The following is a 23120-nucleotide window of genomic DNA, read 5'->3' as shown; positions in this document are numbered from 1 at the left end:
ATGCCCCGGACAAATCCGCTTGATCGGCGGGAAACCGTCACTTCCCCCCTTGCACGCCCGGAAAGGACCGTCTAAATCCCCGCCTCACGACCCCTGATAAAGCGCGGAGAGGTGCCGGAGTGGTCGAACGGGGCGGTCTCGAAAACCGTTGTGGGCGCAAGTCCACCCAGGGTTCGAATCCCTGTCTCTCCGCCACTTTGGGCATCATGTGGCCCTTCCAAAGATACTGATAGTCATGTGAAATTCGGCGTTTTTTTTTGCGCTTTCATCGGCCCTTGGATCGCGTGACTTGCCGCACATCTTTTGGCGCAATTTGCTACATAGGCGGGGATGTTTCCGCCATGAATATCGCGAAACGAAGCCGTCGCTAACACTTCTGCCGCCGCGTCCCACAACGGTATCGGAGCATCGAGCCGCGCGAAACCGTCTGGATAAGCCCGCATAGCGACCCCAAGACGGTCGCTCGGAGCAAAGCGGATCTAGGATTGTCCCAGATGACCGTGGCCTGAGCGGTGCGTTTGGCCGGGACTGGGCCCTTGTCAAAACCGGAAGCCATTTCGGAGGCGGGTTGATCGGCAGCATCCAGATACCGAGCGGCCGTGATCGACGACGGATTGGGCTACAGCCTCGCCCCTCGGAACGACGCGATTGAACGACTGATGGGGCAACAGATCGGCGGCGTCGGGCCATCGGATGGGGGCTTCGATTGGGCGTTCGGACGCAAACGGGCTCTGGGGTTGAGACCTGGGAGAGTGACAACGCGTCTCTTCCCCATAACGAGCGAAGGATTTCCGAACCTTCCCCCGGAGGAGGTCTGATTCACGTCGATCCGTCGCCTGAAGTCGCCAAAGGTGTCAATGGTGCGTCGATCTTCGCGGGCAAATCGGACATTATCGGCGTGTCATCTCGCATCTCTACCATACCGCTCGGTTTCAACTCGAAATCCGCAATGAAGAATGCGTTGGAATACATGACCAACAAAGAATAGCGCCGGTTTCCGTCCGGTGTCGTTCCAAAACCACGAGGGGATTGATAGCGAGCCTCAAACATCGCCCTCAGGTTCTTGTCGTTATTTGCCCCGGCGCCAAGTTGACTGATCAAATACGGCGCATCAAGAGAATTGACCACATAGAACGGTCCCTCCTTGCCGCGCACGAAGAAACAGAAGAAATGGAGGTACTGCAGAGCGTTCTCGTCCGTCAGTGCAATGTTCCCTGCTCCGTTGAACTGATGAATACCCGGTGATGTGCCATTTAGCCAAACAACATCCTCGCCCTTTCTCAGCGCGTAGATATAAAGATTCGAAGGCACCCAACTGGGATTCTTGAACATTAGGAACGCGCAATCCGGATAGAACGGCAATGTCTGCGTCTTTATGGTCAATCCATCGCCGAAATCGAGCTGTGGCAACGCCATGCGCAGCGCTTCTGGAACCCCATTCTCGTAGTCCTGCCAGCCCGAATACCCGGGATGAAAGAAATCCAGGGCTGGTGTCACTTTCTGAACATTCTCCAAGATCTGCCCTTTCCTTTGCTGTCACCATTCTTCTGAAGCTTGAGTACCGCAGCCTGCAGGGTATCGGGAACGAAATCGGCGGGCATCCGTCCCCAATCGTCCGGGAACGTGCCTTCTGGCAGGGACTTTAACAGTTGTCGGATCTTCGACAGATCGCCCGCCGCCAGAACGCTCCGGTAGTTGGGGGTAGGCGCTGGAGGAGATGCCGCTTTGCCTGAGCTGGCAGCTTTGGCCGATGCACCGGTAATTGCGTCCGCACGGTTGTTTCGGATGTAGTCGCTGGCCCGCGCCATCACGTCGCGTCCCCAATCGTCCGTCTCCTTGGGATCGGCGCCTTCGGCCAGCATGCGGTCAAACAACGCAAGATTCCCCATCTGTGCAGCGCGGAGCATGATGATGGTCCGGGCTTTGCGGGGGTCGGGGCAGCGGGCGATGCAGGTCGAAAGGACGGAAAACTCCGGGTCAAAGGCGTTCATCAGATTGGGCGCTTTGACTTCGCTCAGGACGGCGGCCAGGCTTGTGGCCTGTTCCAAGCTGACAGTTTCCGGCAAGGGGTTTGTGGCTGCTCTGATTAGACCCGCGTGCTGATATTGCCATGCCGCAGGAAGGATCGCTGCTCCGGGCGATTCGGGCCACGGGGCAATTTTACCCGCCTCGATCAAGGCCAAGATGTCGTCGCCGAGACCGTGTTTGATCAGTTCGATCACCGGAACACTGTGTTCGGCCCCGGGCTGAAACAGGATGTCGAGGTATCGCGCATCTGCCAACATCTCTTTGATGAGTGCCGCGCGATCGGATTGGGACTGCACGTCTTTTTCGCCTTTGGCCTTAGCGAACGACTTGATTGCCGAATGCAGCGGCGTGTCCGTTCCAGCCGGGATCGCGGCAGGCGCGAAGTTGGGATGCTCCGCCAGCAACGCCTGGATACCCGCGTGATGGCGGGCCATCTCAAATGCCGTTTTTCCCTTGTCGTCGGCAAGGCCGACATCGAGCTTCGGGCTCTTCAGAAGGGTTAGAAGCGTATTGCGCGTTTCGTCTGCCACGAAGCGCGGGGCCGGGCCGCCATGCCTTGCCAGCCAGTCCAGGGCAAAATGCAGCGCCGCACGACCTTTGGAGTCCTCTGCTTCGGACTGCTCGTTCGGGTTTACGCCGGCATTGAGAAGAAAGTCTACGGCGCGTGGTTGCAGGGCACCTGCCGCTCGCATGAGAGGACCGACCCCATCGGGCCCCTTGTCCAGGCAGGAGGCCCCAGAAGGACGTTGCAGGATCGACAGCATCCGCCCCGTGTGGCCGTTTGACGCTGAGAAGTCGAAGGCCGACCAACCGTGATCCGACCGTCGGGTCACGTCGCAACGTTCAAGGCAATACTTGAAAACAGCCGCATCATCACCCCTTGCCGCGCCCATCAGGGAGTCGAGGTTGTGGAGAGACGGCGCATCGTGCCGGAAACCGTGTTGCTCGAGCTTCAGGATATAGTCGAGCCGACCGCAGTGGGCGGCCGAATAGAGCGGGTTAATCCGTTGTTCCGGAGCCTTTTCCGGATCAGTCTTCCCAAGAAGCAGGCCGAAGACGGCATCGTTGCCGCCCCAGATTGCGGCATGGATAGCGGTAAAGCCATGAGTGTCCGCCAGGTTTGGGTCGGCGCCATTCTCAAGCAGGAATGCCACCGTCTGTGGGCAATTCCATGCGGCGTTCGCCAAGGGTACGCCCTTGTCGCCGCGCCACAGATTGACTGCATCGGGCGCTTTGTCGAGCATGCGACGCAGCTGGTCGATCTTGCCATAGGCGGCGGCAATGTGGATGTAGCGGCTGCCTACATCGCTGCTCTCGATCGGAGTATCCGCTTCATCGGAAGTAGCAAACACGGCCAATACGAAATCGCGTTCGTGCTGATCCTCGTCGGCAAGGATCGCGGACGTCACGGCCCAATCAACAGCACGAAGCGAAAGATAATTGGCCGCCAGTGCGACGTCTTCTTCCGTAGCGGCCTGAATGTCGGGCCGTCCGTCCCGGTCCCACGCGTCGGCACGCTGCAACAGCAAGCCCTGACGCAGGATGCTTTTCGCTTCCTTCCGAAACCAGGCCGCTGCAAAGGGCCATCTGTGAATGACAGCCTGATGCGTCAGACGGTAGCCGCCGGGGGTTGGCACGATAAGACGGTGCCGCAGAAACGCTTTCTGCCGGTTGGCGGTGATGTAGAACGGTCGCGCGGGCACGGAGTTGAGTAAAAGCCGCCCGGTCTGTGCATCGCCACCATCCTCGCCGGGGACAACCGAAATGAAGGGCCGCAGGAACGCGCCCAGGTCGGCCTCCGTGCCACCGTCCGTCTCGGCCCAAGCCTGATCTGCCAGGTTCTTGATTTCTTCGGTTATGCTGAGTGGGAAGGGCTCGATATCGCTCAACGTGATGGCGCCACCTCCTTTGCGAAAAGCCCTTTTGGTCGGTTGTGTACCCTGATCCGACATACGGCACACGTGATCGAACAGGCTGTAGAGCTTCAGCGCCAACAGGGGCAAGGACGATGCTGCCGCACCGCCCGCGTCGCTTTCGCCTTCGGGATGCTTGTGGAACTCCGATAACAGTCGCTCCACGACCTCATCGTGGAGAATGAAGCCCGCATCGGCGAAGGGGGCCGTGACGATCGCGCGGGCGAAGTCTTCGTCATCGTCCGCCAGGCTGATTTCACAGGCACCGTGATAGACCGTGCCAACCATGTGCGTGTCGTAGATTGCCCGGCGGCTGTCTTCCAACGTGATCGCCAACGGAAAGGCGCGGCTGTCCGCAAGTTCTGCCAATAGCGACAGCAGAGCGCGCCACCAATCGGCTTCAAGATCGTTGGCGATGTTGTCGACGATTTCCTCGAACTGATCAATCGCCAGAAAAAGGCGCCGCTCTTGTGGCAGGGAACGCTCGATCCACTCCAATGCCGCTTCGCGGGCGCGCTCGGCATCGGCAATGACGACCAGCGGATGATCCACTCTTCCGAGATCCAGCCGATCGGCCAGCATCTCGCAAAAGGCCCGGATCGGAGTGCCCTCGACATGGCCGACCGGCAGGTCGGTGGGTCGAAAGATCAAATGCTCGTAACCAGCTTCGGAGGCCAGGGAGGCCACCCGAGCGTTGAGAAACGATGACTTGCCCACCCCGCTCGGGCCGCTGATCGACAGGATGGAACGGTGTGTCAGCAGCCAGCGACGGGCCTCGTCGGTCTGCCTGTCACGCCCGAAGAACTGTTGCGCGTTCTCGGGAAGGTAGTGATCGAGGCGCCGGTAGGGGTTGGGAATCTGCGACGCGGGGATACCGAAGATGTCTCGCACGAATGGCAGGGCCCAACCGTCATCGTGCTGGATCTGCTCCAGTCCATATGCCTGGATGCCAACCTCGTTGAGCCATTCCAGAAGCGTATCCACCTCGGTTTCACGCGGGTGGTTCCCGGTCCCGTACAGCACCAGAAGCGGTCGCTTGGCAATCTTTGTTTCCAGAATGAGTCGTGTTTCCAAGGTGATCGGGATTTGGCCGGACCTGATCGCGCGGCGACGATCCTTTCGCTCCATGCCGTCGGCGACGAAGAACCGCCCGCCCGCGTCCCCATCGGCAAGCAGGCCGAGTTTGTCCAGTCGATCTTCGAACTGCCCGCCACAGGGGATGGGCTCTGACAAGGACGTGCCGATCCGCACGAGGCTCGCCGCGTGACTGGGGCCCGTCGCCTGGTTGAACCCGGCCCACATGCCGGTCAGCGCATGGCTGCGACCTTGCGGGGTACGCAGATCGAACCTGTTGAAGTCCCAAGCCTGCGGGGCCAGCTCGTATCCGGGCCCGATCCGATCGAGTGCCGATCGCAGGTGATTTGCGCACTTCTCCCACCATTCGCCTCCATCCTCGTACCAGGCCAAGACCACGGTGTTCTCGGATCGGAGCGAAAACGTACCGTCCGAGAGCGGGTCTGCCTGCTTGCCAAATTCGGGAGATAGCCCAATCCTGATGCGTTGGATTTCTTTTTGGATTTCGATGAGGATTTCGGTTAGCCGCCTCTCCATTTCTGGCAGGTCTTTTTGAAGAGAATTGGCAAGCTGCGAGTCACCGGTCAGCTCGGCCAACTCTTCGCGCTGGTTTGCCAGCAGCTCTTTCAACTCATCGTTCTGGAATGTCGTCAGTGCCGCAAGCAGGGTCGGGCCGGACTTGGGATACTTTTCCGGATTCTGCATGAAACTTGCGAGCATATCGAGCACCCGCTCAGGGAAATCCCGAGAGGCGCCCTTGCCCACGCGGTATCCGTCGCGCGCAAGCGTTTTGACGATTTGGGGAATGTGATCCGGCTCCCAGCCGGTCAAATCAGAGATGACCGACGTGAATCCGATACCAAGATCGTCAAGCTCTTTGCTGTCGAGCCCTATTGCAAGGTGTTTGCCCAGCAATGAAATGAAGGCTTCCAAATGGGCGTCGATCGGGCTTTCGCCGAGGTCGCGTTTCCTGCTTTCGTCGAGCGCCCGGTCCGCTTCGTTCTCGAGTTCCTCGCGCAGCAGCCGCGCAAATTCCGGTAGGCCTGCATTGAACTCGTTTCCGCCGTAGGTTTCTGCCACGTTCAACGCATGCTTGAGCAGATCGCGAGTCGCCTCGACCCAAGCAAGGCGGAATGTACGCTTGACGACGTGATTTTCCGGAACACCTGAGCAAACGAAAAGACGGGAAATCAGGCGGTCGAAGACGCGCTTACGCAGTCCCGGACTATAGCTTTCTACCAATGCCGCCGCCGCGGGGATGCCGGGCAGAATCGAACTCAGTGAAATTGCCACAACACCCGAATCCCCATTTATTCGCTAAATAAAGAGAGGTTAAGTTCATTTCGATTTTGCTTCAACCAAGGCAAACGCGGTCTGTCTGTCTTCCCATCAACAGTCTGGCACGGTTCGTTTGGCCCCGGAAATCCGCCCTTAGTGCGCAAATGAAAACTGCCGACCAGGGGATCCCGGTCGGCAGCAGGGATTCAAACGCTCAAGGCAGGCTCAGAAGAAGCCGAGCTTGTTGGGGTTGTAGCTGACCAGCATGTTCTTGGTCTGCTGGTAGTGGTCCAGCATCATCTTGTGGGTCTCGCGCCCGATGCCCGACTGCTTGTAGCCGCCGAAGGCCGCATGGGCCGGATAGGCGTGGTAGTTGTTGACCCAGACACGGCCCGCCTCGATATCGCGGCCAAAGCGGTAGGCGCGTGTGCCGTCGCGGGTCCAGACCCCGGCACCGAGGCCGTACATGGTGTCATTGGCGATGGCGAGCGCCTCTTCCTCGGTCTTGAAGGTCGTCACCGACACGACGGGGCCGAAGATTTCCTCCTGGAAGACGCGCATCTTGTTGTGACCCTTGAGGATCGTGGGCTGGATGTAGAAGCCTTCCGCCAGATCACCGTTGAACCGCGCCGCGTCGCCGCCGGTCAGCACTTCCGCGCCTTCCTCCACGCCGATGGTCAGGTAGGACAGGATCTTGTCCTGCTGTTCCTGGCTGGCCTGTGCACCGACCATGGTCTCCATCTCGCGCGGGTCGCCCTGCTTGATCGCCTTCACGCGTTCGATGCAGCGGGCGATGAATTCCTCGTAGATGTCCTCCTGGATCAACGCGCGGCTCGGGCAGGTGCAGACCTCGCCCTGGTTGAAGGCGAATAGGACGAAGCCCTCGACCGCCTTGTCGAGGAAGGCGTCATCCTCGGCCATCACGTCGGAAAAGAAGATGTTGGGCGACTTGCCACCCAGTTCCAGCGTGACCGGGATCAGGTTGACCGTCGCGGCCTCCATGATCTTGCGGCCGGTCTCGGTGGACCCGGTGAAAGCAATCTTGGCGATGCGCGAGCTGCGGGCCAGGGCCGCGCCGACCTCAGCGCCGTAGCCGTTCACGATGTTCAGAACACCGGCGGGCAGAAGATCGGCGATGCATTCCACCAGCACCATGATCGCCGCGGGGGTCTGTTCGGCGGGCTTCAGCACGATGCAGTTGCCGGCGGCCAGCGCGGGCGCCAGTTTCCACGCGGCCATCAGGACCGAGAAGTTCCACGGGATGATCTGACCCACGACGCCGAGCGGCTCATGGAAGTGATAGGCCACGGTGTCGTGGTCGATCTCGCTCATGTTGCCTTCCTGGCTGCGCAGGACCCCGGCGAAGTAGCGGAAGTGATCGACGGTGAGCGGGATGTCGGCCGCCGTGGTTTCGCGGATCGGCTTGCCATTGTCCCAGGTTTCGGCGGTCGCGATCAGGTCGAGGTTTTCCTCGATCCGGTCGGCAATTTTCAGCAGCAGGTTGGAGCGTTCGGCGGCCGAGGTCTTGCCCCAGGCGTCTTTCGCGGCATGGGCGGCGTCGAGCGCAAGCTCCACGTCCTCGGCACCCGACCGGGCGACTTCGCAGACCTTGGCGCCGGTGATCGGCGTGATGTTGTCGAAATACTGGCCCTTCACGGGGGCAACGAAGCGGCCACCGATGAAGTTGTCGTAACGGGTTTTGAAGGGCGAGGTGTAGCCGCCCGAGACTTGCGTCATTTCATTCATGAGAGATCCTCCAATCGTCCCGGTCCTCCGCCGGGAATGGAAGAAATCTGCGAATTGGACCGGGCACTGTCAGCCGGGGGGCAGCAGCCGGTGTCTCGCACCTGTCTCACTCCTGAGACAGGTCAGCCCGTGTTTTCCCCGATCCCGAGCCGTTTCATCCGTCGATAGAGCGTCGCACGGCCCACGCCGAGCGCGCGGGCGGCCTGAGAGACATTGCCACCGGCCCGCGACAGGGCCCGAATCACGGCGGCGCGTTCGGCCTTTTCAAACCCTGACGGCCCGTCGTCCCGGCCAAAGAGGTCGGATGCAGGGACCGAGCGGATCGGACCCGATGCCCCAAGCCCGAACGCCTTGCGCGCGCCCCGTGTGGCCCCAAGCACGATATCGTCACGGTCCACCGCCAGCAGCATCGCCGCCTCGCTGTCATCATTATCTGCCACGATGATGCGCGCCATTGGAAAGGCAGCGCGAAAACTGTCCACCTCGATCTGTCGCGCCGTCTGCGCCACCTGCGCGGCGATGAGGCGGTTGAACGCCTCTGTCTGGTCGGCCCGCGCAGAGGACACGTCGAGCGCCCCGATCAGCTCGCCTTCCGGCCCGAAAATGGGCGCGTCGATGCAGCTCATGCCCGTGTTGCGGGCGTGGAAATGCTCGTCCCGGTGGATGATGACACGCCGGGTTTCGGCGATGCAGGTGCCGATGCCATTGGTGCCTTCCGACGCCTCTGACCAGTCCGATCCCGGCGTCAGCCCCCAGGCATCGAACACCGACTGGTCGCCATCGGCGGCGCGAAGGTCCAGCACAACGCCCTCTGCATCGGTCAGCAAAACACCACAGCCGGAACTGCCGACAAGCTGGTAGAGCGTATCGAGCTTGGGCGTCGCGATGCGCCGCATCGCCTCGGCCTTTTCGCGCCGCTGCGCGAGTTCCGTATCGGTGATCCGCTGCACCCCGTCGCGCTGGCCGGGGTCGAGCCCGTGATGATCGAGCGACCGTCGCCACGAGGCCGCCAGCCGGGACCGCGCCGCCGCGCCCGGATCGGTCGCGGTTTCGACAACGCGGGTGATGTGATGATCGGCCTTGGCCATGATGCTCCTCCCTGGGGCATCCTAGGGCAAAGAGCTGCGCGTGGGAACAGGATGGCTCAGAGCCTGCCGGTCAGCGATACAAGCAAAAGACGTGCGCGGCGGGCAAATTCACTTACAGCCAAGGCGCCGTCCGCGACGCAAAGCGGATTGGCAAGGGCGGCTTTCAGGATTGGCTCCGCCTGCCAGAAGGCATAAAGCGCAGGTCTCGCAGCGGCCGGGATGGCGGATTGCGCAGCCTTGCCCTGCCGGAAACGGGTCAGGGCCCGGTCCGCCAAGGCCTTCACACCCTCCGGCCTGCCATCGAGCAACGGCACCCTGCCCCGCGTCTCCAGCTCCGGCACGGCGCGCAGAAACCCCGCAACGCCGCCACCCCAGGCCATATCGCGTATGGCGGTTTCCACTTCGTCCGCTGCGCCAAGGGCACGGGCCGCGACCCAGGCAAGGTTACCGGCGGTTGCGTCTATGTAGCGGTCGAAATGCGCCTCGTCCTCAAAGGCATCGCGGTAGATATCCCACCGGCGCGCGGCAATCAGGTCATCCAGCAGCGCGGCGTTTTCCGACTGGATGGCCTGTGCCAACGGCTCCAACACCTCATGGGCACGGGGTGGTTTGCCCTGCCCGATCTCTTCCACCACGTCACGCCAGAATTGTAGACGCATCTCGGCAATCATCGGCTCGGATGCAACCCATGGCGCGCGGGCAACCTCCAGGTTGAACGCATAGAGCGGGAAGAGCACGGCGCGCGTCGGTGGTGGTGCAGCCATGGTGGCCATGAAGCGGTCGGGATCACCGCGTTCCACAAGTTCCGCGCAGGCCTGAAGACTCATGCCGCCGGTGCCCCGTCGCGTACAAGTTTCCAGGTCACCGCGTCGAGCAGCGCCTCGAAGCTTGCATCGACGATATTGGGCGACACGCCCACGGTGGACCAGCGCCGCCCGGTACTGTCCTGGCTGTCGATGATCACGCGGGTCACGGCCTCGGTCCCGCCCTGGGTGATGCGCACCTTGAAATCCACCAGCCTGATATCGTCGATATAGGACTGGTAGGGACCCAGATCCTTGGCCAGCGCCTTCGACAGCGCATTGACCGGGCCACGATCGGCGCCGGTTTCGTCCATGCTTTCACTGACCGACAACATCTTCTGGTCGCCGATCTTCACCACCACAACAGCCTCCGACAGGCTGACCATGCGATTGTACTTGTTCTTGCGCCGCTCGACGGTGACCTTGTAGCGCTTCACCTCGAAGAAGCTTGGCAACTGCCCGAGCGCGCGGCGCGCCAGCAGCTCGAAACTGGCCTGCGCGGTGTCGTAGGAATAGCCTTCCGCCTCGCGCGCCTTGATCTCCTCAAGGATGGTGCCAAGCGCCGGGTGGCCCTTTTCGACGGTCAGCCCCGCCTCCGCCAGCCGCCGGATCAGGTTCGACTGCCCGGCCTGGTTCGACATCGGGATGATGCGCGCATTGCCCACGGTTGCAGGGTCGATATGTTCGTAGGTCGTGGGATCCTTCAGGATCGCGCTGGCATGAAGCCCCGCCTTGTGGGCAAAGGCGGAACTGCCAACATAGGGGGCCTGCCGCATGGGCACGCGGTTGAGGATATCATCAAGCGTGCGGCTGATCTTGGTCAGCCCGGTCAACGCGTCCAGCGTGATGCCCGTGTCAAAGCGGCTGGCGTAGGGTTCCTTCAGCAGCAGCGTGGGGATGAGCGTGGTCAGATTGGCATTGCCGCAGCGCTCGCCAAGTCCATTGAGTGTGCCCTGTATCTGCCGCGCACCCGCGTCGATCGCCGCGAGGCTACCGGCTACAGCGGTTTCGGTGTCGTTATGTGTGTGGATACCAAGCCGATCTCCGGGGATGCCCGCAGCGATCACCTCGCCGGTGATGCGCCCGATTTCTTCCGGCAATGTACCACCATTGGTGTCGCAAAGCACGATCCAGCGCGCGCCATTGTCGAGCGCGGCCTTCAGGCAGTCCAGCGCATAGGCGGGGTTGGCCTTGTAGCCGTCGAAGAAATGTTCGGCATCGAACAGCGCCTCGCGCCCCTGAGCCACCAGATGCGCCACGGATTTCGCGATGTTGTCCAGGTTTTCCGGCAAGGTGATGCCAAGCGCGGTGTCCACGTGGAAATCATGGGTCTTGCCGACGAGGCAGACCGCCCCGGTGCCTGCGTTCAGGACGCCCGCCAGAACCTCGTCATTTTCAGCGGATCGCCCTGCCCGCTTGGTCATGCCAAAGGCGGTCATGGTGGCGCGGGTCTTGGGGGCTGCGTCGAAGAAGGCGCTGTCAGTGGGGTTGGCGCCGGGCCAGCCGCCCTCGATATAGTCCACGCCAAGCGCGTCCAGCATGGTTGCAATGGCCTGTTTCTCAGCGGTGGAGAACTGCACGCCCTGCGTCTGCTGCCCGTCGCGCAACGTGGTGTCGTAGATGTAGAGGCGGGATCTGGTCATGCGAATGCCCCCACGGAAAAATCTTCTTGAAGATTTTTCAGATCGGAAGAATTTTCCGGAAAATTCTTCATACGAGCCCCTCCAGCTTCGCCGCATCGAATTGCGGGGTCGGGACCAGTTCCACGCCTGCCTTGGACATGCGCACCTCCAGCCCTGCCGAGATCATTACGGCCTTGAGCCGATCAACTTCTGAGAAATCCTTGCTTTCCATCGCCGCGGCGCGTGTTTCTGCCATGCGCGTTTCCAGTGCGGACAGATCGACCGATTCCGTATTGGCCCAGGCCCCATGCCGATCGTCCAATAGTCCAATCAACCTCGCCGTCGCCTTCAACCCGGCCGCATCCCCCGCCCCGGCCAGCCGGTGCAATTCGGCGACGACTCCCGCAGTGTTCAGGTCATCCGCCAGCGCCTCGACAGCCGTATCCGATGGCTGCGAGGCCTCTACGCCAGCCGTCATCGCCCGCCATTTCCGCAACGTCTTCTCCGCGTCCTCCGCCTTTTTTGCGGTCCAGTCCATCGGCTTGCCGTAGTGGGTCTGCAGGAACACGAACCGGATCACTTCCCCCGGAATGCCCTGCTCCAGCAGGTCATGGACGGTGAAGAAATTGCCGAGCGACTTGGACATCTTCTTGCCCTCGACCTGCAGCATCTCGTTGTGCAGCCAATAGCGCGCGAAGCCGCCCTCGGGATGGGCGCAGCAGCTTTGGGCGATCTCGTTTTCGTGGTGGGGGAACATCAGGTCGTTGCCGCCGCCGTGGATGTCGAAGGTTTCCCCGAGCAATTCATAGGCCATGGCCGAGCATTCGATATGCCAGCCGGGCCGCCCCCGGCCCCAGGGCGAGTCCCAGCCCGGCAGATCGTCGGAGGACGGCTTCCACAGCACGAAATCCATCGGATCGCGCTTGTAGGGGGCCACTTCCACCCGGGCGCCTGCGATCATGTCATCGACCGACCGGCCCGAGAGGCGGCCATAGTCCGGGTAGCTCTTCACCGAAAACAGAACATGCCCCTCGGCGGCATAGGCGTGGCCCTTGGCGATCAGTTCTTCGATCATTGCCACCATTTGCCCGATATATTGCGTGGCGCGCGGCATCTGGTTCGGCTCCAGCACGCCCAAAGCGGCCATGTCGTCGAGATACCATTGCGTTGTTTCCGCCGTGATGTCGCTGATCGGTCGCCCGGTTTCCGCCGCCTTCGCGTTGATCTTGTCGTCCACGTCGGTGAAATTGCGCACATAGGTGACATGATCGGCCCCGTAGACATGGCGCAGAAGCCGGTAGGCCACGTCGAAAGACACCGCCGCCCGCGCATTTCCCATATGGGCGCGGTCATAGACCGTGGGGCCACAGACATACATGCGCACATTCTTTGGATCGAGGGGCTCGAAAACCTCCTTCCGGCGGGTGCGGGTGTTGTGAAACCTGATCGTAGTCATGCCTGTTCCTCACGAGGGGCGCTCGCGGGCGGGCCTATCAACTTCTGTATTGTTTTGGAAGCAACGAACGGACCGCCCTGACGATGTCAGCCGGTAATAATGCAGCAGATGATGCAGAGCGTTGCGTTCATGGCCGTGACCCTAGACCGCTTCCGCCGCGCTGCCAAGCCCTTCCGGCAAACTGCCGGGACCGGCGTTGACAAGGCGGAGATGGCATGCGCCTCTCGGGGCCTTGGAATCACGATCAGACGGACAGGTGCGGCGATGCGGCAATCACGGCGTATTTCGACATTGAACGGGGATGGCGACGATGGCTGGGGCCTGTTCATAGAGGCGCGCCGGATGATCGACGCGGGTGTTGACGTGACGGAACTGACCATCGGCGAACATGACATCCGCACCGACGCCCAGATCCTTGAGGCGATGCATGCCTCGGCCAGCGGAGGCAACACCGGCTACGCCATGATCCCCGGCATCGACGCGCTGCGCGACAAGGTGGCGGCGCGGGTGACGGAGCGGTTAGGCCTGAAAACCACGCGCGACAATGTGATGATCACGCCGGGCGGTCAGGCGGCGCTGTTCATGGCCCATCACGCAGCCTGTGACGAGGGCGACCGGGCGCTCTTCATCGATCCCTACTACGCCACCTATCCCGGCACGATCCGGTCCGTGGGCGCGGTGCCGGTGGCGGTGAAGGCGCGCTCGGCCCATGGCTTCCAGCCCGATCCGAGCGAAATCGCCAAATCCGCACCGGGGGCAAGATCGCTGCTGATCAACTCGCCCAACAACCCCACCGGCGCGGTTTACGGGGCTGACACGATGGCGGGCATCGCCCGCGTGGTGCAGGAGCATGACCTGTGGCTCATCTCCGACGAGGTCTATGACACGCAGGTCTGGGACGGGCCGCATATCAGCCCGCGCACCCTGCCCGGCATGGCGGATCGGACGATGCAGATCGGGTCGCTCTCGAAAAGCCACGCGATGACCGGATCGCGCTGCGGCTGGATCGTGGCGCCCGAGGAGGTGACGGAAAACCTGATCCAGCTGGCCACCAACACCAATTACGGCGTCGCGGGCTTCGTGCAGTCGGCGGGGCTTTTCGCGCTGGAACTGGGCGAGGATTTCGAGGCGCGCATCGCCGAGCCTTTCCGTCGCCGCCGCGGGCTGGTTCTGGATCTTGTCGCAGGGCAGCAGGTGGTGCGCGCGATCCCGGCGCAGGGGGCGATGTATGCGATGCTGGATATCCGTGCGACGGGGCTCAGCGGCGAGGACTTCGCCTTTGCCCTGCTGAAACAGCACCATATCGCGGTGATGCCCGGCGAAAGCTTCGGTCAGGCGGCGGCGGGGCATATCCGTGTGGCCCTGACGGTGGCGGACGACCGGCTGCGCGAGGCGGTGGCGACCTTGCTGGACTTCGCCCGGGAACGGGCCGGGGCGCTGCAGGATTGACGCCCGAAAACCGGCGTCACGGGCGGGGGGAATCGGATAGGGTCTCGTCATGACCCTCTTCGACCTGCCCGACCCTGACACGCTTTATGCCGCGCTTTGCGCGAAAGACCCGGCCTATGACGGGCGCGCCTATGTGGCGGTGCGCTCCACGGGCATTTTCTGCCGCTTCACCTGCCCCGCGCGGAAACCCTTGCGCAAGAACTGCGCCTTCCACGCCACGGCTGGCGCCTGCCTTGAGGCCGGGTTTCGCCCCTGCAAACGCTGCCACCCCCTGAACCAGAGCGGCGATCCGCTGGTCGAAACCCTGCTGGCTGCGCTCGACCGTGCCCCCGCGCGTCGCTGGCGCGAGGCCGATCTGACGGCCATAGGCCACGACCCCTCGACCGTGCGCCGCGCCTTCAAACGCCATTTCGGGATGAGCTTTCTCGACATGGCCCGCCAGCGGCGTTTGCGCGAAGGCTTCACCGCGCTTGGCAACACTGGCAGCGTGACCGAGGCGCAGCTCGATGCCGGGTTCGAAAGCCCCTCCGCCTTTCGCGCCAGTTTCGCCCGGCTTCTGGGGGTTGCGCCGGGCAGCCTGACGGCGGGCGCGCGCTTGCAGGCGGATTGGATCGACACGGCGCTTGGGCCCATGGTGGCGGTCAGCGATGAACGGGCGCTCTACCTGCTGGAATTTGCCGACCGCAGGGCCCTTCCGACCGAGTTGAAGGCCCTGTGGCGGGACGCCAAAGGCGATCTGGGGCTTGGCCGCCCTGCCCCGACCGAGCGTGCCGCGCAGGAACTGGCGGCCTTCATGGACGGGCAAAACGCCCGTTTTACCGTGCCGCTTGCCCCCGGTGGCACGCCCTTCCAACGGCAGGTCTGGGACGCGCTGCAGCGCATTCCGGCGGGCGAAACCCGCAGCTATTCCGACCTCGCCACCCGGATCGGCCGCCCCGAAGCCGCCCGCGCCGTCGCCCGCGCCAATGGCGCCAACCGCATCGCGATCCTGATCCCCTGCCACCGGGTGATCGGCGCCGATGGCAGCCTGACGGGCTATGGCGGAGGGCTCTGGCGCAAGCGGCGGCTGATCGATATCGAACGTCGCTACACCGGGGTTGCGGAAACCGCTTAACATGATAAGCATTTCTGGTGAAGGGAGATGCCGCCATGAACCACGACGATCTGCCGAATTGGTCCGCCAGGGCCGCCGCATGGGCGCAGGACTATCACGCCACGCTGCGCAACCGCCCCGTGCGCCCCGACGTGACACCGGGCTCGATCCGCGAGGCTCTGCCGGCTGAGGCCCCGGAAACGGCGGAACCGATGGACGACATCTTCGCCGATTTCGAACGCATCGTGCCCGGCGCCATGACCCATTGGCAGCACCCGCGATTCTTCGCCTATTTCCCGTCGAACGCCTCGCCCGCCTCCATGCTGGCCGAGCAGCTGGCCAACGCGATCAGCGCGCAATGCATGCTGTGGCAGACCTCGCCCGCCGCGACCGAGATCGAGGAACGGATGGTGCAATGGCTGCGCGCGGGGCTTGGCTTGCCGGAAGGATTCAGCGGCACGATCCATGACACCGCAACCACGGCAACGCTGTCGGCGGTGCTGACCATGCGCGAACGGGCGCTGGACTGGCGTGGCCTGACCGAGGGTTTGTCCGGCCAGCCAGTGTTGCGTGTCTATGCCTCAGCGCAGACCCATAGCTCCGTTGACAAGGCGGTGCGACTGGCGGGGATCGGACAGGAAAATCTGGTAAAAATCCCCACACGGGCCGATCTGTCGATGGACCCCGAGGCGCTTTCCAAAGCGATCAAAGCGGACCGCGCGGCGGGGATGGTGCCAGCGGGTGTCATCTTTTGTTCCGGCGGCACCTCTGTCGGGGCCTTTGACGATATCGCCGCCTGCCTGCCCGTGGCGCAGGCCGAGGGGCTTTATACCCATGTGGATGCGGCATGGGCCGGGTCGGCGATGATCTGCGCGGAATTCCGGCCCCTCTGGGCGGGGGCCGAGGGCTGCGATTCGATCGTCTTCAACCCCCATAAATGGCTCGGCGTGCAGTTCGACTGCTCCGTCCAGTTCCTGCGCGATCCGGCCCCGCAGATCCGCACGCTCGGGCTGCGCCCCGACTACCTGGAAACGCTGGAAAGCAGCGAGATCACAGATTTCAACGAATGGACCGTGCCGCTCGGCCGCCGCTTCCGGGCACTGAAACTGTGGTTCGTGCTGCGCGCCTACGGGCTGGAGGGGCTGCGCGAAAGGCTGCGCAATCACGTGGACTGGGTGTCGGAACTGGCGGAACGTGTGGCGGCAATTCCGGGGCTGGAGATCGTGACAGAGCCGCGCCTGGCGCTCTTCTCCTTCGCCCACAAAGACGGGGATGCAGCAAGCGAGGCGCTGATCCAGAAGGTCAACGCCGATGGCCGCGTCTACCTGACCCAGACCCGCCACGAGGGCCGCTTCGTCATCCGCATGACGGCGGGCAGTTTCGACTGCACAAGGGAGGACGTGATGATGGTGGAAACGGTCCTGCGCGAGATGCTTGGATAGACGGGCTCAGCGTGGCAGAGCGGCGGCCTCGCGGGCGAGGGTTTCGATGCGTGCCCAATCCCCGGACTCGACCGCGTCTTTCGGCGCAACCCAGGATCCGCCCGCACAAAGAACGTTCGGCAAGCTCAGGTACTCATTCGCATTTTTCATGCTGACCCCACCCGTGGGGCAGAAGGAAATCTGCGGGATCGGCGCGCCGATGGATTTGAGCGCGGGGGCCCCGCCCGAAGCCTCGGCGGGGAAGAATTTCAGCATCGTGTAGCCGCGTTCCAGAAGGCGCATGGCCTCGGTTGCGGTCGCGGCGCCGGGCAGAAGCGGCAGGTCCGCCTCCTCGCAGGCATCAAGCAGCTTGTCGGTCGCGCCGGGCGACACGCCGAATGTCGCGCCCGCCTCCTTCGCGGCCTTCACGTCGGCGGGGGTCAGCAAGGTGCCTGCCCCCACGACGCCGCCCGGCACCTTGGCCATCTCGCGGATCACGTCGAGCGCGGCGGGGGTGCGTAGGGTCACTTCCAGCGCGGGCAGGCCACCGGCGACGAGCGCCTCGGCAAGCGGCCGGGCATGGGCGACGTCATCGACGACCAGCACGGGGATGATCGGGGCAAGCGCCGCGATGTTGCGGGCGTGGAGAGAGGCTTGTTGCGGGGTCATCGCTTATGTCCTTCGGGTCGGGGCCGGTGGCTGGGGCGGGACGCCTCCGGCGGGAGTATTGGGGCCAAGAAGAAGATCAGACGACCACGCCCGCCCCCGAGGTCGCGGGGCCCGCGCTGCAGCGGAAGACCTCGAACAGCTCGCGGCCGATGCCATGGCTGTTGGCCGACAGATCGGGGGTGACAGGGGCGCGGTCGGCAACGCCTTCAGTCAGGACGTCGAGCGTTCCCTTGACGGCATCAACCCGGATCAGGTCGCCATCCTGAATCCGCGCCATCAGCCCACCATCCAGTGCCTCGGGGGAAACATGAATGGCCGAGGGTACCTTGCCCGATGCGCCGGACATGCGGCCATCGGTGACCAGCGCCACCTTGTGGCCGCGATCCTGCAACACCGACAGGACCGGAGTCAGGCTATGCAGTTCAGGCATCCCGTTGGCGCGCGGCCCCTGGAATCGGACGACCACCACAACGTCGCGGTTCAACTGTCCATTCTGAAAGGCTTTTTTCACATCTGCCTGATCGTGGAATACGGCTGCCGGGGCCTCTATTACATGGCGTTCGGGGGCCACGGCAGACACTTTCATGATGCCCTGCCCGAGGTTGCCGATCAGTTCCGCCAATCCGCCAGAGCCCTGGAACGGGTCGGAGGCCGGGCGCAGGATCTTTTCGTTCAGGCTGGTCCCGGCACCGTCGGTCCAGACCACCTTGTCACCTTGCAGCTTTGGTTCCTGCCGGTAGCGGGACAGGCCATCGCCCGCCACGGTCACGGCGTCTTCGTGCAACAGCCCCGCATCCAGCAACTCGCCTATCATATAGCCAAGCCCGCCCGCCGCGTGGAAATGGTTCACATCCGCCAGTCCATTTGGGTAGACGCGCGCCATCAACGGGGTGACGGCAGAGATTTCGGCGAAATCGGCGGGTTCGATCAGCACCCCTGCCGCCCGCGCCATGGCGGGCAGGTGCAACACGAGATTGGTCGAGCCGCCCGTGGCCATCAGCCCGACGATGCCATTGACGAACGCCTTTTCGTCCAGAACCTCGCCCGCGGGACGATAGTCGTTGCCAAGCGCGGTAATGCCGATCGCCCGCTCGGTCGCGGCAATGGTCAACGCATCGCGAAGCGGCGTGTTGGGGTTGACGAAGGACGCCCCCGGCAGGTGCAGGCCCATGAATTCCATCAACATCTGATTGCTGTTGGCGGTGCCGTAAAAGGTGCAGGTGCCCGGACCGTGATAGGAGGCCATCTCGGCTTCCATCAGCTTGTCGCGGCCCACCTCGCCGGTGGCAAACTGCTGGCGCACTCGGGATTTCTCGTCGTTGGGAAGGCCGCTGGTCATCGGCCCCGCCGGTACGAAGACCGCCGGAATATGGCCGAAGGTGGCAGCGGCGATAATCAGGCCGGGCACGATCTTGTCGCAGACCCCCAGATACATGGCCGCATCAAAACAGTTATGCGAGAGCGCCACGCCAGCGGATAAGGCAATCACGTCGCGCGAGAAAAGGCTCAGTTCCATCCCCGGCTGGCCCTGCGTGACCCCGTCGCACATGGCGGGAACGCCGCCCGCGACCTGTGCCGTTGCCCCTCGGGCACGGGCGGCGTCCCTGATCAGGCCAGGAAACCGCTCAAAGGGCTGATGGGCCGAGAGCATGTCGTTATAGGCGGTCACGATCCCGATATTGGGCGCGCGCCCTTCGGCAAGCGCCCCCTGATCCTGCCCCATGGCCGCATAGGCATGGGCCTGATTTCCGCAAGTCAGGTGCGCGCGTGCCGGGCCCTGATCGCCGGCGCGGCGCATCCGGTCAAGATAGGTCCTGCGGCTGTCCGCCGACCGGGCGATGATCCGGTCCGTGACCTCTGCAATCCGGGCATTGAGCGACATCGGAGACTCCTTGGCTGCATGTTACCGCATTCTATAATCCGTTAGCGCTAACAATGCCAGTCCCGAATTGTGAAACCGAAACAGGCTACAGCGTGGTCCCCACAAGCGCCCCGATGGCCGAGGTGGCGGCCATGGCCAGAACGCCCCAGATGACGACGCGCATCGCAGCCCGAGTTCTGGGTGCCCCGCCCGCCTGCGCCCCAAGGGCCCCGAGGGCGGCCAAAGCCACAATCGTGGCAAGGCCCACGGACCAGACCAGACCCGTCAGCGGCGCGAACATGGCCACGAGCAGCGGCGCGGCGGCCCCGACGGCGAAGGTCAGGGCCGATACGACAGCGGCCTGAACCGGCGCAGGCGGCGACAGGTCGGTGATGCCGATCTCATCGCGCAAATGGGCGGCGAGCGCATCCTTCTCGGTCAGTTCCACGGCCACCTTGCGGGCCAGATCGGGCGACAGGCCACGGAATTCATAGATCGCAACCAGTTCTTCCAGTTCCGAGTCCGGGTTGTGCTCCAATTCGTATTTTTCGCGCTCCGTGTCGGCGGCCTCGGTATCGGCCTGGCTGGAGACCGAGACATATTCCCCTGCCGCCATGCTCATCGCACCGGCCATCAATCCGGCGGTCCCGGCTAGCACAATCGCCACTCTGTCGCCGCCCCCGGCGGCAACACCGGCGATCAGGGACGCGGTAGACAGGATGCCGTCATTGGCCCCCATCACCGCGGCGCGCAGCCAGCCGGTGCGGAAAGACAGATGCGGTTCGTCGTGGGCGGAGGGTTGGTCGGTGAGATCAGACATCGGACAACAGGATCTTTCCGGGATTGAAGATGTTGAACGGGTCGACGCCGCGTTTCACTGCCGCCATCATGGTCAGGGCGCCTTCGCCCAGTTCCCCCATCAGGTACTTCGCCTTGCCCTGCCCGATCCCGTGTTCGCCGGTACAGGTGCCGTCCATGGAAATCGCCAGATCGTTCAGCCAACTGACGAATTCCCGCGCGCGGGCGACCTCTTGAGCATCCTCCATCATGATCAGCGGCAGGGTGTGGAAATTGCCGTCGCCCACATGGCCCACGACCGGGGCGATCAGGCCCAATTCCTCGGCCTTGGCTTGCGCGGCGGTCACGCATTCGGCCAGACGAGAGACCGGCACACAGCAATCGGTGGAGATACCCTTCGCCCCGGGGCGCAGCGCCAGGGATGCCCAATAGGCGTCGTGCCGCGCCTGCCATAGCCGATTGCGGTCCTCCGGTTTCGTGGTGAAGGCAAAGCCCTGGCTGCCGAAATCTTCTGCAATCTCGCCAAAGGTTTGCGCCTGTTCCTTCACGGAGTTTTCAGATCCGTGGAACTCCAGCAACAGCAGCGGCTGTTCCGGCAGATCGAGCTTGGAATAGGCGTTCACGCCCCTGACGGACAGCGCGTCCAGCAGCTCGATCCGCGCGACGGGCAGGCCCATCTGGATCGTCATGATCACCGCGTTGCAGGCGGCCTCGACCGTGGGGAAGGAACAAGTGGCCGCCGAGATCGCCTCCGGTATCCCTTGCAGTTTCAGCGTCAGTTCGGTGATCAGCCCAAGCGTGCCTTCCGAGCCCACGATCAGCCGCGTCAGGTCATATCCGGCGCTGCTTTTGCGGGCGCGGTTGCCGGTCTTGACAATCTCCCCCGAGGGCAGCACCGCCTTCAGGGCCAGCACGTTATCCTTCATCGTGCCGTAGCGCACCGCGTTGGTGCCCGAGGCGCGTGTCGCGGCCATGCCTCCTAGCGAGGCATTGGCGCCCGGATCGACCGGGAAAAACAGCCCCGTGTCGCGCAGGTAGGTGTTCAGCGCCTCGCGGGTCACGCCGGGTTGAATGACGACATCCATATCTTCGGGATGCACGGCAAGGATCTTGTCCATGCGGCTGAAATCCACGCTGATACCACCGGCAGGGGCGTTCACATGACCCTCCAGAGAAGTGCCGGTGCCAAAGGGGATGATCGGCACGCGGTGATCGGCGCAGATGCGCACCACCTCCTGCACTTCCTCGGCGCTGTCGACGAACACGACCGCATCGGGGGGCTGGGTTTCGATCCATGTGGTGGTGTGGCCATGCTGGTCCCGGATGGATTGGCCAGTCTCCAGCCGCTCTGCGAAGCGTTGCTTCAAAAGCGCCACAGCCGTTCCGATTCCCTCGTCATTGCGCGGCATTTCCATCAGTTCGGCCATGGCGACCACCTTCCCATCAGCACCCAACGGGCAGACCCTAGGCCGCTCGTCACGTTGGTGCAATTGCCGCCATGGTCGCTGCGGACGGTAATTCCGCCTGTTAACCATGATTTTCCGGTTTCTTGTCATCCGGGCGATACAGATCGTGCCTAGTCTTGCTGAAAACCCTGGCTTGAGCGGTCTTCACAATGTCTCTCTACCTGCCGCCCCTGCGCCTGACCGGCGCCCGGATCTTGCGTAGTGGCCAGCTTCAGCGCCGGTCGCTCGGGCTTGCGCGCGGGCGGATCACCAAGGGCCCCCTGCCCGAGGTCGACCTGAGCGGATACCTGGTGCTGCCCGGCATCGTCGACCTGCATTTGGCCCTGCCCGAACCGTTGCGGATCGGCGCATTGCCGGCAATCAAGTCTCGTCTGGCCGCACAGGGCATCACAACGGCCTGGCTGACCGTTCCGTCCGACAAGGAACCGCTGATCGAGCATGTTCTGGACAGGCTGGCCGTCATTCGCGGCGGGATCGACCTGCGGGCCAAGCTGATCCTGTCGCCGGATGCGCGTCTCGGCCCGGACCGGCTGCGGCGGCTGGAAGAACGTCGTCTGGACCTTGCCTCGTTCACCTCCCGCGCTCGGACGACTGCGGCAGATTCCGGCGCCCCCATTTTTCCCCGCGATCTCTGCCAGATGGCGGAATGTCTCGACTCGCTTGGCATTCCCTATGGCAGCCTCGGCGATGCCGATGCCGAAACACGGGAATACTACCGGATGCTCGGGGCGTGGATTGCGGAATTGCCACGCAGCCGGGCCGCGGCGGCCACAGCGCGTGCCATGGGCGATTGCGTGCTTGTCTCCGCCGGGGATCTTTGCCCTTCCGCGGGCATCGGTGAATCGGCCGGAACGGCCCGGTTGGTGGCGCAGGGGCTTTGCGACGCGCTTGTGTCAAATGGCGCGCCCCATGGAATGGCCCAAGCAGCCTGGGTTCTGGCCAATGGCGCGCTGAAAGACCTGCCCGCCGCATGGGCGCTGATCTCGTCCAAACCGGCCGAGATCATCGGTTTGGCCGATCGCGGCACGCTGGAACACGGCAAACGGGCCGATCTGGCGATAGTCGATGAAACCACCCGCGCGGTTGTGGCCACCATCGCAAAGGGTCGCCTGTGTTTTGCGACGCGGGATCTGGCGGCGCGTTTCGGGCAACCGGGGCACCCCATTCCATTGGCCGCGGAGTGATCGCCCGCTGCGCGCCAATACCACGCAGGTGCTGTTAACCCTTTCGCAAGAATTCTTACCGTACTCTTCTTCACGTGCCCAAGCGATCCGACTGCCGAAGGCACTGAAGGACAGCCCCTGTCGCACCGCACCCAAACATCGCGGCAGGGGCTGACCGGAGCCCGGCTCAGC

Annotated in this window: 16 protein-coding genes and 1 tRNA gene; 6 read left to right on the top strand and 11 right to left on the bottom strand. The window is 63.3% G+C overall.

Going from position 1 to position 23120, the window contains the following annotated elements:
- The first annotated feature begins 105 nt into the window (after positions 1–105).
- Together BKY26_RS07960 and BKY26_RS20865 are read left to right on the top strand one after the other, a co-directional pair.
- Positions 106–195: transfer RNA gene (locus tag BKY26_RS07960), tRNA-Ser, on the top strand.
- A gap of 404 nt (positions 196–599) precedes the next feature.
- Positions 600–818, top strand: coding sequence for a DUF3363 domain-containing protein (locus BKY26_RS20865; protein WP_131541806.1), 219 nt, complete (start codon positions 600–602; stop codon positions 816–818).
- Position 819: 1 nt separating this feature from the next.
- Here the strand turns inward: BKY26_RS20865 and BKY26_RS07955 are convergent, their stop codons facing one another.
- The 7 genes from BKY26_RS07955 to cysS form a co-directional block, all read right to left on the bottom strand.
- On the bottom strand, positions 820–1515 hold the full coding sequence (locus BKY26_RS07955; RefSeq protein WP_146632868.1) for a hypothetical protein: 696 nt from the start codon (positions 1513–1515) through the stop codon (positions 820–822).
- Complete coding sequence (locus BKY26_RS07950) at positions 1494–6308, bottom strand: ankyrin repeat domain-containing protein (protein WP_131541805.1); 4815 nt, start codon at positions 6306–6308, stop codon at positions 1494–1496. Before BKY26_RS07950 ends, BKY26_RS07955 begins: the two co-directional genes overlap by 22 nt.
- Before the next feature lie 210 nt (positions 6309–6518).
- Entirely contained in the window at positions 6519–8039 is a 1521-nt protein-coding gene (gene exaC, locus BKY26_RS07945; RefSeq protein ID WP_071689863.1) for an acetaldehyde dehydrogenase ExaC, read from the bottom strand.
- Between the two features lie 122 nt (positions 8040–8161).
- Positions 8162–9127, bottom strand: coding sequence for a GAF domain-containing protein (locus tag BKY26_RS07940; RefSeq protein ID WP_083431367.1), 966 nt, complete (start codon positions 9125–9127; stop codon positions 8162–8164).
- Positions 9128–9183: 56 nt separating this feature from the next.
- Positions 9184–9954 (bottom strand): phytoene/squalene synthase family protein, encoded by a 771-nt coding sequence (locus tag BKY26_RS07935; protein WP_071689862.1) that lies wholly within the window; start codon positions 9952–9954, stop codon positions 9184–9186.
- Positions 9951–11573, bottom strand: coding sequence for a citramalate synthase (gene cimA, locus BKY26_RS07930; protein WP_071689861.1), 1623 nt, complete (start codon positions 11571–11573; stop codon positions 9951–9953). Before cimA ends, BKY26_RS07935 begins: the two co-directional genes overlap by 4 nt.
- A gap of 67 nt (positions 11574–11640) precedes the next feature.
- Entirely contained in the window at positions 11641–13008 is a 1368-nt protein-coding gene (gene cysS, locus BKY26_RS07925) for a cysteine--tRNA ligase (RefSeq protein ID WP_071689860.1), read from the bottom strand.
- Positions 13009–13272: 264 nt separating this feature from the next.
- On the opposite strand from cysS, the gene BKY26_RS07920 reads away from it, so the two are divergent.
- The 3 genes from BKY26_RS07920 to BKY26_RS07910 are packed head-to-tail and all read left to right on the top strand — an operon-like array spanning position 13273 to position 16992.
- Positions 13273–14457, top strand: coding sequence for a pyridoxal phosphate-dependent aminotransferase (locus tag BKY26_RS07920; protein ID WP_071689876.1), 1185 nt, complete (start codon positions 13273–13275; stop codon positions 14455–14457).
- Positions 14458–14506: 49 nt separating this feature from the next.
- A complete protein-coding gene (locus BKY26_RS07915) occupies positions 14507–15571 on the top strand; it encodes a bifunctional transcriptional activator/DNA repair enzyme AdaA (RefSeq protein ID WP_071689859.1) in 1065 nt (354 codons plus the stop codon).
- A 35-nt stretch (positions 15572–15606) separates the two neighbouring features.
- Positions 15607–16992 carry a pyridoxal phosphate-dependent decarboxylase family protein gene (locus BKY26_RS07910; protein ID WP_071689858.1) on the top strand — a complete coding sequence of 462 codons (1386 nt, stop codon included), beginning with the start codon at positions 15607–15609 and terminating at the stop codon, positions 16990–16992.
- 6 nt (positions 16993–16998) lie between these two features.
- Here BKY26_RS07910 and BKY26_RS07905 read toward each other — a convergent pair whose 3' ends face one another.
- The 4 genes from BKY26_RS07905 to BKY26_RS07890 form a co-directional block, all read right to left on the bottom strand.
- Positions 16999–17640: a bifunctional 4-hydroxy-2-oxoglutarate aldolase/2-dehydro-3-deoxy-phosphogluconate aldolase gene (locus BKY26_RS07905; RefSeq protein ID WP_071689857.1), complete on the bottom strand. Its 642-nt coding sequence runs from the start codon at positions 17638–17640 to the stop codon at positions 16999–17001.
- A gap of 76 nt (positions 17641–17716) precedes the next feature.
- A complete protein-coding gene (gene edd / locus BKY26_RS07900; RefSeq protein ID WP_071689856.1) occupies positions 17717–19522 on the bottom strand; it encodes a phosphogluconate dehydratase in 1806 nt (601 codons plus the stop codon).
- A gap of 85 nt (positions 19523–19607) precedes the next feature.
- Positions 19608–20321 carry a VIT1/CCC1 transporter family protein gene (locus tag BKY26_RS07895; RefSeq protein WP_071689855.1) on the bottom strand — a complete coding sequence of 238 codons (714 nt, stop codon included), beginning with the start codon at positions 20319–20321 and terminating at the stop codon, positions 19608–19610.
- Entirely contained in the window at positions 20314–21726 is a 1413-nt protein-coding gene (locus tag BKY26_RS07890; protein WP_071689854.1) for an FAD-binding oxidoreductase, read from the bottom strand. Before BKY26_RS07890 ends, BKY26_RS07895 begins: the two co-directional genes overlap by 8 nt.
- Positions 21727–21914: 188 nt before the next feature.
- Between BKY26_RS07890 and BKY26_RS20635 the strand changes: the two genes are divergently transcribed.
- Entirely contained in the window at positions 21915–22949 is a 1035-nt protein-coding gene (locus BKY26_RS20635; protein WP_071689853.1) for an amidohydrolase family protein, read from the top strand.
- The last annotated feature ends 171 nt before the right edge of the window (positions 22950–23120 follow it).

Origin of the sequence: Nioella sediminis (assembly GCF_001879695.1) — a bacterium.
GTDB classification, from domain to species: Bacteria; Pseudomonadota; Alphaproteobacteria; order Rhodobacterales; family Rhodobacteraceae; genus Nioella; species Nioella sediminis.
This window is presented reverse-complemented; position numbering and strand designations above follow the sequence as displayed.

Coding starts and splice junctions, on each gene's coding strand:
- BKY26_RS07920 (WP_071689876.1), top strand. CDS start 13,273: ATGCGGCAATCACGGCGTATTTCGACATTGAACGGGGATGGCGACGAT.
- BKY26_RS07905 (WP_071689857.1), bottom strand. CDS start 17,640: ATGACCCCGCAACAAGCCTCTCTCCACGCCCGCAACATCGCGGCGCTT.
- edd (WP_071689856.1), bottom strand. CDS start 19,522: ATGTCGCTCAATGCCCGGATTGCAGAGGTCACGGACCGGATCATCGCC.
- BKY26_RS07910 (WP_071689858.1), top strand. CDS start 15,607: ATGAACCACGACGATCTGCCGAATTGGTCCGCCAGGGCCGCCGCATGG.
- cysS (WP_071689860.1), bottom strand. CDS start 13,008: ATGACTACGATCAGGTTTCACAACACCCGCACCCGCCGGAAGGAGGTT.
- cimA (WP_071689861.1), bottom strand. CDS start 11,573: ATGACCAGATCCCGCCTCTACATCTACGACACCACGTTGCGCGACGGG.
- exaC (WP_071689863.1), bottom strand. CDS start 8,039: ATGAATGAAATGACGCAAGTCTCGGGCGGCTACACCTCGCCCTTCAAA.
- BKY26_RS07940 (WP_083431367.1), bottom strand. CDS start 9,127: ATGGCCAAGGCCGATCATCACATCACCCGCGTTGTCGAAACCGCGACC.
- BKY26_RS07915 (WP_071689859.1), top strand. CDS start 14,507: ATGACCCTCTTCGACCTGCCCGACCCTGACACGCTTTATGCCGCGCTT.
- BKY26_RS07895 (WP_071689855.1), bottom strand. CDS start 20,321: ATGTCTGATCTCACCGACCAACCCTCCGCCCACGACGAACCGCATCTG.
- BKY26_RS07935 (WP_071689862.1), bottom strand. CDS start 9,954: ATGAGTCTTCAGGCCTGCGCGGAACTTGTGGAACGCGGTGATCCCGAC.
- BKY26_RS20635 (WP_071689853.1), top strand. CDS start 21,915: ATGTCTCTCTACCTGCCGCCCCTGCGCCTGACCGGCGCCCGGATCTTG.
- BKY26_RS07890 (WP_071689854.1), bottom strand. CDS start 21,726: ATGGCCGAACTGATGGAAATGCCGCGCAATGACGAGGGAATCGGAACG.